Genomic DNA, 15713 nt, shown 5'->3' with positions numbered 1-15713 from the left:
CTTCATGCCTTGCGTGATCCGCGTTTTCTGCGAACTCCGAGGACTCCAGTGCATGGCAAGTGTCACGATCCAGGCGGTCAAGAAGAATTTCGGCGAAGTGCCCATCCTGCATGGCGTGGACATCGACATACGCGACGGCTCCTTCACAGTGCTGGTGGGTCCCTCGGGCTGCGGCAAGTCGACGTTGCTGCGCATGATCGCCGGGCTGGAGGAAATCAACGGCGGTGAAATCCGCATCGGCGACCGGCGAGTCAACGACCTGCCGCCGAAGGAGCGCGACATCGCGATGGTTTTCCAGAACTACGCGCTCTATCCGCACATGACCGTGCGCGACAACATGGCCTTTGCGCTTGCGCTGGCCAAGATGGACAAGGCCGCCATCGAGCAGAAAGTCGGGCGCGCAGCCGAGATCCTCGCGCTGACGCCGTTGCTCGGACGTTACCCGCGCCAGTTGTCGGGCGGGCAGCGCCAGCGCGTGGCGATGGGCCGGGCGATCGTGCGCGATCCGCAGGTTTTCTTGTTCGACGAGCCCTTGTCCAACCTCGACGCCAAGTTGCGCGTGGCCATGCGCAGCGAGATCAAGGAGCTTCACCAGCGGCTGAAGACGACTTCCATCTATGTCACGCACGACCAGATCGAGGCGATGACGATGGGCGACAAGATCGTCGTGATGCGCGACGGGCGCATCGAGCAGACGGGCAGTCCGCTCGATCTCTACGACCATCCGGCCAACCAGTTCGTCGCAGGTTTCATCGGCTCTCCGGCGATGAACTTCCTGCCGGGCACCTTGCGCCGCAGCGGCGGCGCGGCGCGGGTCGAGCTCGCGGACGGCACGCAGCTCGATGCACCGCTGCGATCCGGCGGCGCCGACGGACAGGCTGTGATCTACGGCACCCGGCCCGAGCACCTGAGCCTTTCGGACAACGGCGGCATTCCTTCGCGCGTGGTCGTGATGGAGCCGACCGGCATGGACACCTTCGTCGCCTGCCGCCACGAAGGCGCCGAGATTTCCGCGGTCTTCCGCGAGCGCTACGACTTCGCGCCAGGGACGACCATCCACCTGCAGCCCGATCTGCAGCGCGCACACCTTTTCGATGCAGGCACCGGCCAGCGGCTGGTGGCTTGAGGTTCTTTTCTGGCCCGTTCAACACAGGAGACATGAATGAGTGACTTCAATCGCCGCGAGATTCTCAAGAGCTCGGCAGGCATTGCCGCTGCCGCTTCGCTCGGCGTCGGCACCGCGATCTTTTCGCCGCTCGCGAATGCCCAGACCGTGACCTTCAAGCCCGAGAAGGGCGCCAAGCTGCGGGTGCTGCGCTGGAGCCGCTTCGTGCAGGGAGACATCGACGCCTACATGGCGAACGTGAAGAAGTTCAGCGATGCAACCGGCGTCGAAGTGCGCGTGGACAACGAAGGCTGGGAAGACGTCCGCCCCAAGGCCGCGGTGGCCGCCAATACCGGTGCGGGCCCCGACATCATCCTGTCGACCAACGATGACGCGAACCTCTATCCGGACAAGCTGCTCGACGTCACCGATCTGGCGGAATATCTCGGCAAGAAATACGGCGGCTGGTATCCGGCCGGCGAACTCTTCATGCGGCCGGATGGCAAGAAGTGGATCGGCCTTCCGCTCGGCGCGGCAGGTTCGCTGATGGTCTATCGCGAAAGCATGGTCAAGGCGGCCGGCTTCGACAAGTTCCCGACGAACACCGACGATTTCCTGAAGCTCTACAAGGCGCTGAAGGACAAGGGCATCCCCGGCGGCATGGCGCTCGGCAACGCGACGGGCGACGCTACATGGACCAACTGGCTGATCTGGTCGTTCGGCGGCAAGCTGGTCGACAAGAACAACAAGGTCATGCTCGACAGCCCTGAGACGCTCAAGGCGCTTGAGTATTCGAAGGAGCTGTACGCCAACTTCATTCCGGGCACGCTGTCGTGGCTGGACCCGAACAACAACAAGGCTTTCCTCGACGGACAGATCAGCCTCACGAACAACGGCATTTCAATCTACTACGCGGCCAAGAACTCGCCCGATCCGAAGCTCAAGGAAATGGCTGCGGACATCAACCATGCCGTGTTCCCGATCGGCCCCGTGGGTGTGCCGACGGAATCGCATCTGTTCTTCAATCAGATGATCATGAAGTACACGAAGTACCCGCAGGCGTCCAAAGAATTCCTGCGCTTCATGATGGAGCGGCCGCAGTTCGACGACTGGCTGAAAGGCGCGGGCGGCTATGTCGCGCAACCGCTTCGCGCGTACGAGGCCAATCCGATCTGGACCTCGGATCCGAAGAACACGCCTTACCGCGATTCGGTCAAGAACCTTCGTCCAGCCGGCTACGAAGGCAAGCTGGGCTATGCGTCCGCGGGCGTCGCGGCTGACTTCATCATTCCGAACATGGTGGCTGAAGCGGCCAGCGGCTCCAAGACGCCCAAAGAGGCGATGGAGCGCGCCCAGAAGCGCGCCGAGCGCTACTACAAGGTCTGACGCAAGGTGTGACGCAAAGTCTGACGCGCACGCCCGCCTCGATGACGACACCACTGGCCCGGCTGCAGAACAGCCGCAACGCTCTCGGCTTCCTGTTCATGTTGCCGGCGGCGGTGCTGCTGCTGATGTTCCTGACCTATCCGCTCGGCCTGGGCACCTGGCTGGGGTTCACCGATACCAAGGTGGGCCGCGGAGGCGAGTGGATCGGTCTGGAGAACTACATCTTTCTCTGGAACGATGCGGTCACGCGGCTGGCGCTCTTCAACACGCTCTTCTACACAACGGTGGCGAGCGTGTTCAAGTTCTTCCTCGGCCTGTGGCTGGCGGTGCTGCTGAACAAGAACATCCGCTTCAAGACCTTCTTCCGGGCCGTCATCCTGCTGCCCTACATCGTGCCGACCGCACTGTCGGCGATTGCCTTCTGGTGGATCTACGACTCGCAGTTCTCGATCGTCAGCTGGGCGCTGGTCAAGATGGGGCTGATCGATCATTACATCGACTTTCTCGGCGACCCCTGGAATGCACGCATGGCGGTGATCGCCGCCAATGTCTGGCGGGGAGTGCCATTCGTGGCGATCACGCTGCTGGCTGGCCTGCAGACCATTTCGCCTTCGTACTACGAGGCATCGGCCATCGATGGCGCAACGCCCTGGCAGCAATTCCGGCATGTCACGATGCCGCTGCTGACGCCGATCATCGCGGTGGTCATGACCTTCTCGGTGCTGTTCACCTTCACCGACTTCCAGCTGATCTACGTCATCACACGCGGCGGTCCGCTCAATGCAACGCACCTGATGGCGACGCTGTCGTTCCAGCGTGCGATTTCAGGCGGCGCGCTGGGCGAGGGTGCGGCGATCGCGATTGCGATGGTGCCCTTCCTCCTGGCTTGCATCATGTTCAGCTTCTTCGGCTTGCAGCGCCGGGCCTGGCAGCAAGGGGGGTCCGACAAGTGAACTCGCCCCCAGTCTGCGCGCACTTCGTGTCGCTTCGCCAACCCCCTGCCGGGGGCAATACCGGCGGCCCGACTAAGCCGGTTCCGCGGTATTTCTTGAAGGGACCTGTGAAGGGTCAGGGAGTGGGGCCATGAAAGGTGGTCAGATTGATGTGGTCGGCATGGGCTACCTGGAGTCCATTCCGCGCAAGATGGTGACGGTCTACCTGCCGCTGCTGGTTTTCCTCATCGTGCTGCTGTTCCCGTTCTACTGGATGGCGATCACCTCGGTGAAGCCCGACGCCGAGCTGCTGTCGCGCGAAGGCAATCCTTTCTGGGTGATCGCGCCGACCATCGGGCACTTTTACAAGCTGCTCTTCGAGACTTCGTATCCGCAATGGCTGTGGAACACGCTGATCGTCTCGGTGGTGTCGACCTTCTTCTCGCTCGCGGCATCGGTGTTTGCCGCCTACGCCATCGAACGCCTGCGCTTTCGTGGCGCGCGGCATACGGGGTTGGCGATCTTCCTGGCTTACCTGGTGCCGCCGTCGATACTTTTCATTCCGCTGGCGAGCGTCGTCTTCAATCTGGGGCTCTTCGACACACGCTGGGCGCTGATCCTGACCTACCCGACCTTCCTGATTCCGTTCAGCACGTGGCTGCTGATGGGCTATTTCCGATCGATCCCAGCGGAACTGGAGGAGTGCGCGCTGATCGACGGCGCCACGCGCTGGCAGATCCTCGTGAAGATCGTGCTGCCGCTCGCAGTGCCGGGCTTGATCTCGGCGGGCATCTTCGCTTTCACGCTGTCGTGGAACGAGTTCATCTATGCGCTGACCTTCGTTTCCTCGTCGGAAATCAAGACGCTGCCGGTCGGTGTCGTGACCGAGCTCGTGCAGGGTGATGTCTACCAATGGGGGCCGTTGATGGCCGGGGCGCTGCTGGGCTCGTTGCCGGTGGCCTTCATCTATTCGTTCTTTGTCGAGTACTACGTCTCGGGGCTTACGGGGTCGGTGAAGGAGTGACGCAGGGCCGTATCCCTGCCGGAGCTATCCGCCGGCAGCATGGCGCCCTCGCTGCGCGCCTAGCCTGTCGTTGTCGAGATATTGCGCGAGGGTCTGTCCAAGGCGAAAGCTGATCCCGGGGGACGTAGGGAATGGGTTCAGGCATTGCTCTTCGCTCCCCGACGAGACGCTGTCTGGATTTCGCTTTCCAGCGCCGCAAGGTCGTGCTGTGGTGCGGCCAAGGTGGCGAGAGCGTCGTGACGCTGGATCAGCCACAGCGCCGTGCCGTAGACCCCGACAGACACTGTCGGATCGCCTTTTTCCATCTTGGCGAGCGTAGGGACAGAGACGTTCAGACGCGTTGCCCAACTTCGGAGCGACTGCTTGCGCCGCTTGCGTGCAAGCGCAAGATCGGAGCCGAGCTGAGTCAATGCGACAGCGACGGCTGAAGGAAGTGTTTCGATGGCATCGGAGTTCCGCGGCATGAAACTATTTTTTCACAAAGGACGTGATTTGGCTAAGGATAGATATCGACCGACCACATCATCGGGGCTCGGGAACACGGCCGAATTCGCTTTATCGAAGCTTTTGCCGGCCGGAATTTCTCGTGTCTGGAGGCCGGCAGGAGGTGTGTGATGAAGCGACTCAAGCATTGGCAGGACGTGGTGAATGCGCTGCTTGGCGTTTGGCTGGTCTTGTCCCCCTGGATCGTGGGCTTCCAGAGCGAAAGGACCCCCACCGCGAACGCCGTCGTGGTGGGCGTGGCGCTGATCGCGGCTGCGCTCGGAGCCATGATCGTGCCGCGCGCCTGGGAAGAATGGATCGAGTGCGCGCTCGGCGCCTGGCTGGTGATATCGCCGTGGGTGCTGGGCTTCAGCACGATGCGAGATCCGATGCTCTCCACGGTGATCAGCGGCATCGTCGTCGCGGTGCTGGCGCTCTGGACGCTGACGACCGACAAGGACTACAGCGGCTGGCTGAACCGCGCCGCGCATTGAACTGAAAGACGCGGCGGGAGCCCTGCGGAGGCGGCCCGCCGCGAGCGTCTTTGCAACGACGAGGATCGACAGGGGGGTAGTAGTGCCTGCGCTCAGGCCTCGTCACAGAGCCGGCGGACCTCGGGCGGAATCGGCACTGCGCGGATGCCGCCGCCTTCGCGCCTGGCGGCGAAAATGCGCACCTCGTCGCATTCGAGGATCAGGTCTTCGCCCCGCGTCACGCGATAGCGTTGCACGAAGCTCTTCTCGCGCCACTCGGGAATCGTGACCGCAATGCTCAACGTGTCGCCATAGCTGGCGCTCTTGACGAAGCGCGTGTGCGTGTCGACCAGCGGCGTGCCGATAACGCCGAGCGTCTGGGCCGTCTCTTCCCAGCGCGGCACGCCGCGTTCCGCAAAAAAGTGGCGCGACGCCGCATCGATCCAGCGAAAGAAATTGGGAAACCAGACGATGCCGGCCGGATCGCAATCGCCGAATTCGACCCGCACGGTGTAGGTGACTTCGATGCTCATCAGTTCATTCTCGTCGGGAGCCACAGCGCAATGATCGGGAATGCGATGAGGATGATGAGGCGCAGGATGTCGGTCAGGATGAACGGCAGAACGCCCTTGAAGATCGTCGTGAAGCTCACATCCTTGACCACGCTCTTGATGACAAACACGTTCATCCCCACCGGCGGATGGATCAGCCCGAGCTCCACGGTCATCACGATGATGACGCCGAACCAGATCGGGTCGAAGCCCAAATGCACGATCACCGGAAAGATGATCGGCACCGTCAGGATGATCATCGCCATGGCGTCCATCAGGCAGCCCAGCACCAGGTACATCAGCATGATGAGCGCCAGCACGCCGTAGCGGCCGATGCCCAGACTGGTCAGGAATTCGGTGAGCTTCTGCGGGCTTTGCGTGATCGTCAAAAAGTAGCCGAACAGCAGCGCGCCGATCAGCACCGTGAACACCGCTGCCGCAGTGCGCGTGGCTGACAGAAGGGCTTCGCGGATCTTCGGTCCGTCGAGCTTGCGCCGCAGCACGCCCAGGATGAAAGCGCCGCTCGCACCCACGCCGCCAGCCTCGGTTGGCGTGAAGAAACCGCCATACAGCCCGCCGATCACGAAGATGAAAAGCACCAGCGGCGCCCACACGTTCTTGAGATCGGCCACGCGCTCTGCCCATGGCTTGATCTCGCCGCCGGGGAGCCACGTCGGCCTGAAGCGCACGATGAGCGCGATGGTCATCACATACATCGCCATCGCCAGAATGCCGGGAATGATCCCCGCCATGAAGAGCTTGCCGATGTCCTGCTGCGTGAGGATCGCGTAGACCGCCAGCACTGTCGATGGCGGAAGGATGGCGCCCAGCGTGCCGCCCGCGGCGATGACGCCTGTGGAAAACGACTGCGGGTAGTTGAAGCGACGCATCTCCGGATACGCCACGGCCGAGAACGTGGCAGCCGTTGCCACCGACGAGCCGCAGATGGCCGCAAAGCCGCCGCAGGCCAGCACGGTCGCCACGCCGAGGCCGCCGCGCAGGTGGCCGATCATTGAGTTGGCGGCCTTGAAAAGCTCGCGGCTCACACCCGACACCGAGACCAGCGACCCCATCAGCATGAACATGGGAATGACGCCGAAGGTGTAGTCGGTCACCGTGCGCATCGAAGTCTGGCCGACCAGCTTGAGCGCAGGGCCGGGGCCGACGATCCACGCGTAGCCGGTGACTCCCACCAGTCCCATGGCCATGCCGACCGGCACCCGCAACAACATCAACGCGAAAAGAACAAAGAAGCCGAGAACGGCAATCGCGTCAGTGCTCATTCATCAGCTTTCATTTCCGGCTTCTCGTCGTGGAGCAACTCAGGATGGAAGATCAATCGATAGGTGCGGATCGCGATCAGCACGACCGCCGAGACATCGCCGAGCCAGGCCACCGCATAGAACGGCCAGGTGGGGATGTTCATGTCGTAGGTCAGCACATGGTCGACATAGGTGCCGCGGACCTTGTCGAACAGCGTGGCGGTCTGCACCGCGACCACGAACAGCAGCACCAGCGTGGCGAAGACATCGATCCAGCGCTTCATGCGCGGGCTGGCCGCTGTCCACACGAGGTCGACCGTGATGTGGCCGCCCCGGTAGCTCGTCGCGGCAATGCCCCAGAAGATGAGGATGCCCAGCAGCATGCGTCCGAAGTCGTAGGCGTCGGGGATCGACGTGTCGAAGAACTTGCGCAACACCACCGCCACGAAGATATTGAGCGCGACGATGCCGACAAACATGGCCGCGAGCCATTCGATCCCGTTGATCAGCTTGTCGCTCAGCATCCCTTTCATAGGCGCCGGCGACGGCATGTCGTCCCGGCCCGCCATCACAAGGCAGCTTTGTTCTTGACGAGGTCGGCTTTGAGCGAATCGAGCACGGCCTTCGGATCCTGTCCGACCTTCTTCACGCCTTCAGCCCACTGCGCTTCGACGGGCGCGGTCGCCTTGCGCCACGCGTCGAGCTGTTCGGGCGTGAGCTTGTAGATCTCGTGGCCGGCCTGCGAGCCGATCTTCGCGCGGCCGCCATATTCGAAGTCGGCCCATGGCGCGGCCACCTTCTCGGCCCACTCGCTGGTGCAATGGTCGTCGATCACCTTCTTCTGCGCGGGCGACATGCTGTCGTATTTGCTCTGGTTCATGGCCCACACGAAAGGCGTGACATAGAGCGGAACATCCATGTGATAGCTCACCACCTTGTCGATGCCGAACAGCCCGATGGAGCCCCACGGGAAGGTGATGGCGTCGGCGACGCCGCGCTCCAGCATGTCGCGCGATTCGGGCGCCGAGGCTTGCACGTTGGTGCCGCCGAGCGAAGTGACCATCTGGCCGATGGTGCTTGTCGCAGGGCGAATCTTCATGCTCTTGATGTCGGTCGGAAGCACGATCTTCTTGCGCGCATGGAAGGTGCCGGGGTCATGCACGAAGGCGAAGCAGAACTTGACATCCTTCATCTCCTTGGCGGCGTACTGCCGGTACCACGTGTCGATGGCGACCGTGCCGCCCTTGGCGTTGGCAAAGAGGAAGGGGAGCGATGCGCCCGCCATGATCGGGAAGCGGCCCGGCTGGTAGCCGGGGTTGATGTAGGCGAAGTCCGCGATGCCGTCGCGCGCCATGTCGTAGTGGTCGAAAGCCTTGCCGAGCTGCTCCGATGGGAACAGCGTCGCGGTGATCGTGCCGTTCGACGCCTTCTTGATGTCATCGGCCCATGCCTGCAGCGATGGATTCAGCGGATGCTGCGCCGGCACCCAGCTGGACAGCTTGAGGTTGACCGGCTTGTCCTGTGCATGGACCGGTGCGGCGGCGAGCGCCAGCGCGGCCGAAAGCGCCAGCACGGYGCGCGCGGCGGCCGAAGTCACGAAGCGGGTTGTCGACATGGGTGTCTCCTTACGGTTGTTGTTGGTTGGGTGGCGGTCGGCACTCTGCGGTTGCCGACTTTGTGCGGTGCGGAATCGGTTATTTTTTATAAGAGTCGGTGATTGCGTAAATCGGCGTTTACCTTGAGAGACTTGTCTCAGTGCGCGCGAGGCGCGGCGTTTGGCGTGCGCTTCATCCATCGGATCGGTTGCGGCTTGACGGGACGCGGCGCTGCGCCGTGGCGCACCAGCGTGGCATCGAGCGCGATGCCGGCATCGTCCGCGAGCGCGGCTTCGCGCGCTGCCGCGATGGCCGTGGCGCGCGAGGCCGGCAAGCCCTCGGGCAGCGGCGCGATGGCCAGATGATCGATGACGTGCAGCAGATTGTTCTTGCCGCGCTCGTTGGCGCTGCCATAGCCTTTGATGAGCCGGCCACAGAGTGCGATCTCATGCCCCAGGCGCCAATGCGTGCGCGTGCCCTCGACCACCGCCCCGAGCCAGCGTTCGATCAGTGCCTGTTCCTGCGCGAATCGCTGTCCGCGTCTGCGCAGCCAACGCAGGGACGCCAGCAAGCGCAGCGAGGCCATGCCGAAGACTGAATGGCTGCCCACCTTGAGAGGCAACGCCCAAGGCGCCGAACGGCGCCGATCCCACGCGGTCACGCGGTCAGCCAGCGAAGTCGGCAGCAGGGCCGCGAACTCCGGAGCGCCCGGCTTGAAGTGGTCGTAGACCTTGACGATGTCGTCCTCGCCGGCCTTCACTTCATCGCGCACGCGCCGCGAGCGGCTTGCGCGGCTCTTGAGTTCGGCCACCCGAACGATGTCGTCGAAGGCCATCCACAACGCGAGCCAGCGTGCCATCTCGCGCGTGACGGCGAAGCCCTGTGCACCCGCCGGATCGGCAGCGCGCTCGGCGGCGAGCACCCGCTGAAGGCGCTCGACGTAGAGATCGGCGTAGCGCGCATCCTGATAGTCGAGAACGCGTGCATGGCCCAGCGCCAGCATCTCGTGCACTGACGGAGGGAACAAACTCGCCACCGATGAGGACAGCGCCTTGGCGCCCGGCGCCTCGTCTCCGCTGGAGGCCAGCAGGCTCGTGATCATCGCGGCGTGCTGGCGCGGTGCGTTGACCGCGTCGAACGCCTTCGAGAACCCACGCAGACTGGCCGCCGCCATCTTGCTCACCTTCTCGGGCGCGCTGGTGTCCCCACCGCGCACGACGCGCTCATAGGCTTCGCGCGGAAAGGGAAAGAGCCCGCTCCCTGCGATCGCGCCCAGCATGACTGCGCTGACGACGGTGCCCGCTTCGCGTGCCGCCGCGCCCATGTCGAAAACGTGGTGCTCGCGGCTGAAAGCTTTCACGACATCCAGCAGTCTTTGCCCATCGGCGCGGCCGTCGCCGGGCTGCATGCGTTCGGCGGTGGTCAGCGTGCGATTCGACGAGGTGATGACGATGGTTCGCTCGGGCGCGCTCATGCCATTGCCGATCTGTCGCGTGGTCTCCAGCAGCTCCGAAGAGATGATGGCGTCCAGCGCGCCTGGCACCGGGCTCAGGCTGAAGACAGGCCGGCGCCCCGCGAGCTCGGCCAGCGGCACCGGAAAGACTTCGACGTAATAGGTGGTCGCGCCCGTACGCTGCGCCACCCCGGGAATCGACGTGCTCTGCGCCGCATAGCCAGCATGTCGCGCCGTATCGACGAGCCATTCGGTCAGCACGCCGCCGCCTTCGCCACCTAGGGCGCAGATCAGGAGGCTGACGGGTTGTGTGCGATTCATCGTCTTCATGCCGGTTGGAGTGCGCGTACCAGCGTGCCGCGCAGCGAATGCAGCAGCCTTTCGTGCCACTTGGGGTTCTGCACCACTTCGGCGCGATAGAAGCTCGGGCACAGCGCGGCGGCGTGCGCGTTGGCGCCGCACAAACCACAGCCCACGCAGCCGTCGATGACCACGGCGACGGGATCGACCTTCAGCGGGTCGGGGTTGTCCTTGATCGTGAGCGTCGGGCAGCCCGACAGGCGGATGCATGCGTGATCGCCGTTGCACACGTCCTCGTCGACGCCGTATTTCACGCGCACCACGCGCTCGCCCTTCTTGAGCAGGCTTGCGATCCACGGCTTGATGCGGCGCTGGCGCTCCAGTTGGCATTCGCCCTCGGCGATGATGACCTTCAGCCCGTTGAAGTCGCTCGTGAAGGCTTCGTTGAGCGTCTTGCGCATCTTGTCGACGTCATAGGTGTGAACGGTGCGCAGCCATTGCACGCCCAGGCCCTTGAGCGTCGACTCGATGGTCTGGTTCTTGTCGACCAGGCTCTGCTGCTTGTCGATGGCCCGCTCTTTCACCTCGTCGTCCGGCGTCGAGATGATGTCCTGCGTGCCCGTCGCCGAGGTGTAGCCATTCTTGAAAATAAGCAGCACCGCGTCATCGCCGTTGAAGAGCGCGCTCTGCACCCCGGTCAGCAGCCCGTTGTGCCAGAAGCCACCGTCGCCCATGATCGAAAGCGCCCGGCGCTGCATCATCGGCGACACACCGGCTCGGCTTGCGAGGCTCATGCCGTAGCCGAGGATCGAGTGGCCCATCGAGAAGGGCTCGAAGGTGCCGAACGCGTGGCAGCCGATGTCGGCGGCGATGTGCACCGGGCCGCTGTCCTGCTGCGCCAGCTTGAGCGCGGCAAACACAGGTCGCTCGGGGCAGCCAATGCAGAAGCTGGGCGGGCGGATGGGCAGCGGTGACTCCAGCGACTTCGCCACGGCTGCGCGGCGGTCGCGATTCCCGGTCAGCCATTCCGCGGCGGAGTCTTGCGCATGTTCCGGCAGATAGCGCGCCGCGAATTGGCCAAGTCCGGTCGCCAGCACTTCGACGCCGTATTCGCCGGCGGCCGGCAGCATGTCGCAGCCATGCAGCGGCGTCTGGATGTCGCGCCGGCGGAGCAGGGTGGCGATCTCCTGCTCGATGTATTCGGGCTGGCCTTCCTCGACCACCAGCACCGCGCGTTTGCCCGCGCAAAAGTCCGCCACTTCTTCCGGCACCAGCGGATAGGCGACGTTGAGCACCAGCAGGGGAATGGCGGTGGCGCCGAAGGCATCCGCCAAGCCGAGTTGCTGAAGACTGCGAATGAGCGCGTTGTAGAGCCCGCCTTGCACGACGATGCCGAGGTCGGCGTGCGTGCCGGGGATCAGCTCATTGAGCTTGTGTTCGGCGATATAGCGGCGTGCGGCCGGCAACCGTTCTTCGCCCTTGAGCTTTTCGTGGCGAAATGTCACCGGCGGATGCGCGAGCCGCATGTAGTCGAAGCCGGCCGGTTCATCGATCAACGCGCGCTTCGAGACGGCAGGCGGCAGGTTGTCCTTGCATTCGAAGCTGCCGCGCACATGGCAGGTGCGAATGCGCAGTTCCATCATGCAGGGCATGTTCGAGTGTTCGGAGAGGCGGAAACCGTGCTCGACCATGTTCACCATCACGCCAAGGTCGGGCCGTGGGTCGAGCAGGCACATGCTCGACTTGAGCGCGTAGGCGTGCGTCCGCTCCTGGATGACGGAAGCACCCTCGCCGTAGTCTTCGCCGACGACGATCAGCACGCCGCCTTTCACGCCCGGCGACGACAGGTTGGACAGCGCATCGGCCGCCACATTGGTGCCGACGATCGACTTCCACGTCACCGCGCCGCGCAGCGGGTAGTGGATCGACGCACCGAGCATCGCAGCCGCTGATGCCTCGTTCGAACAAGCTTCCACGTGGACCCCGAGCTCGTCCATATACGGCTTGGCCTGCACCATCACGTCGAGCAGGTGCGACACGGGCGCTCCCTGGTAGCCGCCGACATAGGCCACGCCCGATTGCAGAAGGCCCTTGGTGATGGCGAGGATGCCCTCGCCATGAAACGTATCGCCTGCACCGAGGCGCAAGGCCTCGATTTCCTTGCTGAATGAAACTTCCAAGAGACTTGACTCCGATCGCGTTGAAATTGCTGCCGCTGTCTGCGCCGCTGTTTGCACCGCTACTTGCCGGCCGATGGTTTCGGCGCGCCGGGAAAGCGCGCGATGTAGTAGGCGAGCGTGTCGAGGTCGTCCGACGGAATCGGCCTCACGGCCTCGGCCATCGCCTGCGTGTAGCCCGGGCGCTTGCCCGATTGAAATTCGTGCAGCGTGAGCTTCAGGTAGTCCTCGCTCTGTTGCGCGATGCGCGCCACCTGCTGGCCGCCGCTCAGATCCGCGCCATGGCACATCACGCAGCGAAACTCCTGCGAGAGCGCCTGGCCGCGCGCCATGCGCGCGGCATCGGGCGGCGTGGCCGGTGCAGGTGGAGGCACCGGCGGCAGCGTCGCGATGAAATCCGAGAAGCCCCGCATGTCCTGGTCCGTCATGCCCTTGGCAATGGCCGACATCGCCTCATTGCTGCGCCGGCCTTCGCGAAACAGAAAGAGCTGCGTGATCGCATAGAACGAATGCTGGCCCGCTAGCGATGGCGTCCCCGCCATCTCGCTGCGGCCATTGGCGCCATGGCAGGCCGCGCACACGCTTGCGAAGCGCTGCGCATAGCTGCCTTGCGTGGATGCCGCGCCTTGCGTCCCCTGGGCGCTTGCTGCCAGAGCCGCAAGCCCCAGGAGCGCCATGGCCCCCGCCCTGATCGCCGGTTGCGCCAGCCTCCTCATCGGCCGCCGTAGCTGATGCGATAGATCGCACCCGCGTGGTCATCGCTCACGAGCATCGAGCCGTCCTTGAGTACGAGGAAATCGACCGGTCGCCCGAGGTATTGGTTGTTCTCGACGAAGCCCGTCATGAAGGGCTCGACCTTGGCGCCGCCCTTGCCGTCAGGCCATGCCACGGCGATGTCGGCGTACTTCTTCGAGCGGTTCCACGGGCCATGGCGTGCGATGAACATCGCGCCCTGGTACTTCTTCGGGAACATCTTGCCGTCGTAGAAGACCAGTCCCAGTCCGGCCACGTGCGGGCCGAGCAGCGCCGCGGGCTTCACGTAGTCGTCACAGCTCTTGCCCCAGCCGAACTCAGCGTCGAGGATGTTGCCCTGATGGCAATATGGATAGCCGAAATGCTGGCCGACCTTCGTCAGGTGATTGAGCTCATCGTTCGGCAGGTCTTCGCTGAACCAGTCGCGCCCGTTATCGGTGAACCAGAGGTCGCCCGTCTTCGGATCGAAGTCGAAGCCGACCGTGTTGCGTACACCCTGCGCAATGGTCTCCACGTTGCTGCCGTCGAGGTTCATGCGAAAGATGCGTCCGTGCTGGTCGTCCGGCTCGCAGAGGTTGCAGGGTGCGCCGACGGCGTAGTAGAGCTTGTCGTTGTGTACGCGCAGAAAGCGCCAGCTGTGGTCCTGGCCGCCCGGCAGCTTGTCCGTGAGCACCACGGGCGTGCCGGGGTTGTCGAGCTTGTCCTCGATGTTGTCGTAGCGGTAGATGTGCGTGTTGGTGGCGAGATAGAGCGCGCCCTTGTGGTACGCGATGCCAGTGGCAAAGGGCATCTTGTCGATGAGCGTCTTGGGCTCGTGCTTGCCTTTTCCGGGGATCACGTAGACCTTGTTGCCGACGAACAGCGTGCTCACGAACACGTTGCCCTTGGCGCCTTCGCGCAGTTCGCGCGCGTCGAGCACGCCAGAGGCCCAGGTCTCCACCTTGAAGCCCGGCGGCAGCTTGAACTTGGCTGTAGGCAACTGGTCGGGTGCGGTCGGTATCGGGAAGGCCGGCACCGGCGCCAGACGATTGGCCGCGTCCGTCTTCGGACGCCCCTTGGCCCAACCGGGCTCGTCTGCCGGAGCTTGCTGGGCCGATGCGGCGGTTGCCGCGCAGAGCAAAGCGGCTATCACCGCGAACTGACGGATCGTGGCCATGTGGTGTCTCCTTCTCGTTGTGGGTTGGCTTGCGCCACCCGCCAGTGTGCGTTTGCAGCTGTGCGCGTTCAATAAAATAATCGAGCTAAGCAATATGAACGCCATGCATATCGACGCCATCGACCTCAACCTTCTGCGGCTGTTCGACGCCGTCTATCGAGCCCGCAGCGTCAGCCGTGCGGCCGAATCGCTAGGGCTCACGCAGCCCGCCGCGAGCCACGGGCTGGGGCGCTTGCGTCTGCTGCTGAAGGACGCGCTCTTCATCCGGGCTCCGGGAGGCGTCGCGCCGACCCCGCGCGCCGAGCGGCTCGCGGTGGCGGTGCAATCGGCGCTGGGCATGCTCGAAGATGCGCTCAGCGAGCCCGATCGCTTCGAGCCCGCCGAATCGCGCAAGACTTTCCGCATCCACATGAGCGATATCGGCGAAGGCCGTTTTCTTCCGCTGCTGATGTCCCGGCTGGGCGAGTTGGCGCCGGGCGTGCGCCTGGAGACCTTTCCGCTGCAGCCCGGCGACATCGCGCCCGCGCTCGACAGCGGGCGTGTCGATTTCGCGTTTGGGTTCCTTTCGAAGGTGCGCGACACCCAACGCGCGGCGCTGCTGAAGGACCGCTACATCGTGCTCCTGCGCAAGGGCCATCCCTTCGCGCGATCGCGGCGCAATGGGCAGGCCATGCTGGAGGCCTTGCGCAAGCTCGAATACGTGGCGGTGCGCACGCACGCCGAGACGCTGCGCATCCTGCAACTGCTCAATCTTGAAGATCGTGTGCGCCTGACGACCGAGCACTTCATGGTGCTGCCGGCCATCGTCCGCGCGACGGACCTGGCCGTGGTGATGCCGCGCAACATCGCGCGCGGCTTTGCCGAAGAGGGCGGCTACGCCATCGTCGAGCCGGCGTTTCCGTTGCGCGACTTCACGGTGTCGCTGCACTGGAGCAAGCGCTTCGAGGCCGACCCTGCGAACCGGTGGCTGCGTCAGGTGGTCCGGGGTCTGTTCACGGAGGCGTAGGTGCTTAGGTGTTTACCCACCCCTTCCATACCAACCCCCACATAGCCGATATGGGCA

15 protein-coding genes are annotated in these 15713 nt (G+C 64.0%); 6 read left to right on the top strand and 9 right to left on the bottom strand.

What is annotated here, in order from left to right; translation table 11 throughout:
• Positions 1-52 precede the first annotated feature (52 nt).
• The 4 genes from AC1DMA_RS24675 (at position 53) to AC1DMA_RS24660 (ending at position 4447) form a co-directional block, all read left to right on the top strand.
• A complete protein-coding gene (locus AC1DMA_RS24675; RefSeq protein WP_478145790.1) occupies positions 53-1126 on the top strand; it encodes an ABC transporter ATP-binding protein in 1074 nt (357 codons plus the stop codon).
• A gap of 36 nt (positions 1127-1162) precedes the next feature.
• Positions 1163-2491, top strand: a complete 1329-nt coding sequence (locus AC1DMA_RS24670; RefSeq protein ID WP_478127142.1) for an ABC transporter substrate-binding protein — start codon at positions 1163-1165, stop codon at positions 2489-2491.
• 41 nt (positions 2492-2532) lie between these two features.
• A complete protein-coding gene (locus AC1DMA_RS24665) occupies positions 2533-3444 on the top strand; it encodes a carbohydrate ABC transporter permease (protein WP_478127141.1) in 912 nt (303 codons plus the stop codon).
• Between the two features lie 130 nt (positions 3445-3574).
• Positions 3575-4447, top strand: coding sequence for a carbohydrate ABC transporter permease (locus AC1DMA_RS24660; protein WP_478145789.1), 873 nt, complete (start codon positions 3575-3577; stop codon positions 4445-4447).
• 137 nt (positions 4448-4584) lie between these two features.
• Here AC1DMA_RS24660 and AC1DMA_RS24655 read toward each other — a convergent pair whose 3' ends face one another.
• Positions 4585-4911 carry a RodZ family helix-turn-helix domain-containing protein gene (locus AC1DMA_RS24655; protein WP_478127139.1) on the bottom strand — a complete coding sequence of 109 codons (327 nt, stop codon included), beginning with the start codon at positions 4909-4911 and terminating at the stop codon, positions 4585-4587.
• Positions 4912-5061: 150 nt separating this feature from the next.
• On the opposite strand from AC1DMA_RS24655, the gene AC1DMA_RS24650 reads away from it, so the two are divergent.
• Entirely contained in the window at positions 5062-5424 is a 363-nt protein-coding gene (locus AC1DMA_RS24650; RefSeq protein WP_478127138.1) for an SPW repeat protein, read from the top strand.
• A gap of 92 nt (positions 5425-5516) precedes the next feature.
• Here AC1DMA_RS24650 and AC1DMA_RS24645 read toward each other — a convergent pair whose 3' ends face one another.
• The 8 genes from AC1DMA_RS24645 to AC1DMA_RS24610 form a co-directional block, all read right to left on the bottom strand.
• Positions 5517-5936 carry an acyl-CoA thioesterase gene (locus AC1DMA_RS24645; protein WP_478145788.1) on the bottom strand — a complete coding sequence of 140 codons (420 nt, stop codon included), beginning with the start codon at positions 5934-5936 and terminating at the stop codon, positions 5517-5519.
• Positions 5936-7237: a TRAP transporter large permease gene (locus tag AC1DMA_RS24640; RefSeq protein WP_478145787.1), complete on the bottom strand. Its 1302-nt coding sequence runs from the start codon at positions 7235-7237 to the stop codon at positions 5936-5938. The genes AC1DMA_RS24645 and AC1DMA_RS24640 overlap by 1 nt, the downstream gene beginning before the upstream one ends.
• Positions 7234-7740 (bottom strand): TRAP transporter small permease, encoded by a 507-nt coding sequence (locus tag AC1DMA_RS24635; protein ID WP_478145786.1) that lies wholly within the window; start codon positions 7738-7740, stop codon positions 7234-7236. The genes AC1DMA_RS24640 and AC1DMA_RS24635 overlap by 4 nt, the downstream gene beginning before the upstream one ends.
• A 44-nt stretch (positions 7741-7784) precedes the next feature.
• Positions 7785-8831, bottom strand: coding sequence for a TRAP transporter substrate-binding protein (locus tag AC1DMA_RS24630; protein WP_478145785.1), 1047 nt, complete (start codon positions 8829-8831; stop codon positions 7785-7787).
• Positions 8832-8968: 137 nt separating this feature from the next.
• Positions 8969-10585, bottom strand: coding sequence for an indolepyruvate oxidoreductase subunit beta family protein (locus AC1DMA_RS24625; protein WP_478145784.1), 1617 nt, complete (start codon positions 10583-10585; stop codon positions 8969-8971).
• 5 nt (positions 10586-10590) lie between these two features.
• Positions 10591-12744 carry a thiamine pyrophosphate-dependent enzyme gene (locus AC1DMA_RS24620; RefSeq protein ID WP_478145783.1) on the bottom strand — a complete coding sequence of 718 codons (2154 nt, stop codon included), beginning with the start codon at positions 12742-12744 and terminating at the stop codon, positions 10591-10593.
• Between the two features lie 59 nt (positions 12745-12803).
• Positions 12804-13418, bottom strand: coding sequence for a c-type cytochrome (locus AC1DMA_RS24615; protein WP_478127131.1), 615 nt, complete (start codon positions 13416-13418; stop codon positions 12804-12806).
• Between the two features lie 35 nt (positions 13419-13453).
• Positions 13454-14650, bottom strand: a complete 1197-nt coding sequence (locus AC1DMA_RS24610) for a PQQ-dependent sugar dehydrogenase (RefSeq protein ID WP_478145782.1) — start codon at positions 14648-14650, stop codon at positions 13454-13456.
• 94 nt (positions 14651-14744) lie between these two features.
• Here AC1DMA_RS24610 and AC1DMA_RS24605 point away from each other — a divergent pair, with 94 nt between their 5' ends.
• Positions 14745-15656, top strand: coding sequence for a LysR family transcriptional regulator (locus AC1DMA_RS24605; protein ID WP_478145781.1), 912 nt, complete (start codon positions 14745-14747; stop codon positions 15654-15656).
• The last annotated feature ends 57 nt before the right edge of the window (positions 15657-15713 follow it).

It is taken from the genome of Variovorax sp. 05N34 (assembly GCF_056397405.1).
This window is presented reverse-complemented; position numbering and strand designations above follow the sequence as displayed.

What these genes read in the sequence shown, in the direction of transcription:
- AC1DMA_RS24675 (WP_478145790.1), top strand. Translation starts at nt 53, where the DNA reads ATGGCAAGTGTCACGATCCAGGCGGTCAAGAAGAATTTCGGCGAAGTG.
- AC1DMA_RS24670 (WP_478127142.1), top strand. Translation starts at nt 1,163, where the DNA reads ATGAGTGACTTCAATCGCCGCGAGATTCTCAAGAGCTCGGCAGGCATT.
- AC1DMA_RS24665 (WP_478127141.1), top strand. Translation starts at nt 2,533, where the DNA reads ATGACGACACCACTGGCCCGGCTGCAGAACAGCCGCAACGCTCTCGGC.
- AC1DMA_RS24660 (WP_478145789.1), top strand. Translation starts at nt 3,575, where the DNA reads ATGAAAGGTGGTCAGATTGATGTGGTCGGCATGGGCTACCTGGAGTCC.
- AC1DMA_RS24655 (WP_478127139.1), bottom strand. Translation starts at nt 4,911, where the DNA reads ATGCCGCGGAACTCCGATGCCATCGAAACACTTCCTTCAGCCGTCGCT.
- AC1DMA_RS24650 (WP_478127138.1), top strand. Translation starts at nt 5,062, where the DNA reads ATGAAGCGACTCAAGCATTGGCAGGACGTGGTGAATGCGCTGCTTGGC.
- AC1DMA_RS24645 (WP_478145788.1), bottom strand. Translation starts at nt 5,936, where the DNA reads ATGAGCATCGAAGTCACCTACACCGTGCGGGTCGAATTCGGCGATTGC.
- AC1DMA_RS24640 (WP_478145787.1), bottom strand. Translation starts at nt 7,237, where the DNA reads ATGAGCACTGACGCGATTGCCGTTCTCGGCTTCTTTGTTCTTTTCGCG.
- AC1DMA_RS24635 (WP_478145786.1), bottom strand. Translation starts at nt 7,740, where the DNA reads ATGCTGAGCGACAAGCTGATCAACGGGATCGAATGGCTCGCGGCCATG.
- AC1DMA_RS24625 (WP_478145784.1), bottom strand. Translation starts at nt 10,585, where the DNA reads ATGAATCGCACACAACCCGTCAGCCTCCTGATCTGCGCCCTAGGTGGC.
- AC1DMA_RS24615 (WP_478127131.1), bottom strand. Translation starts at nt 13,418, where the DNA reads ATGGCGCTCCTGGGGCTTGCGGCTCTGGCAGCAAGCGCCCAGGGGACG.
- AC1DMA_RS24610 (WP_478145782.1), bottom strand. Translation starts at nt 14,650, where the DNA reads ATGGCCACGATCCGTCAGTTCGCGGTGATAGCCGCTTTGCTCTGCGCG.
- AC1DMA_RS24605 (WP_478145781.1), top strand. Translation starts at nt 14,745, where the DNA reads ATGAACGCCATGCATATCGACGCCATCGACCTCAACCTTCTGCGGCTG.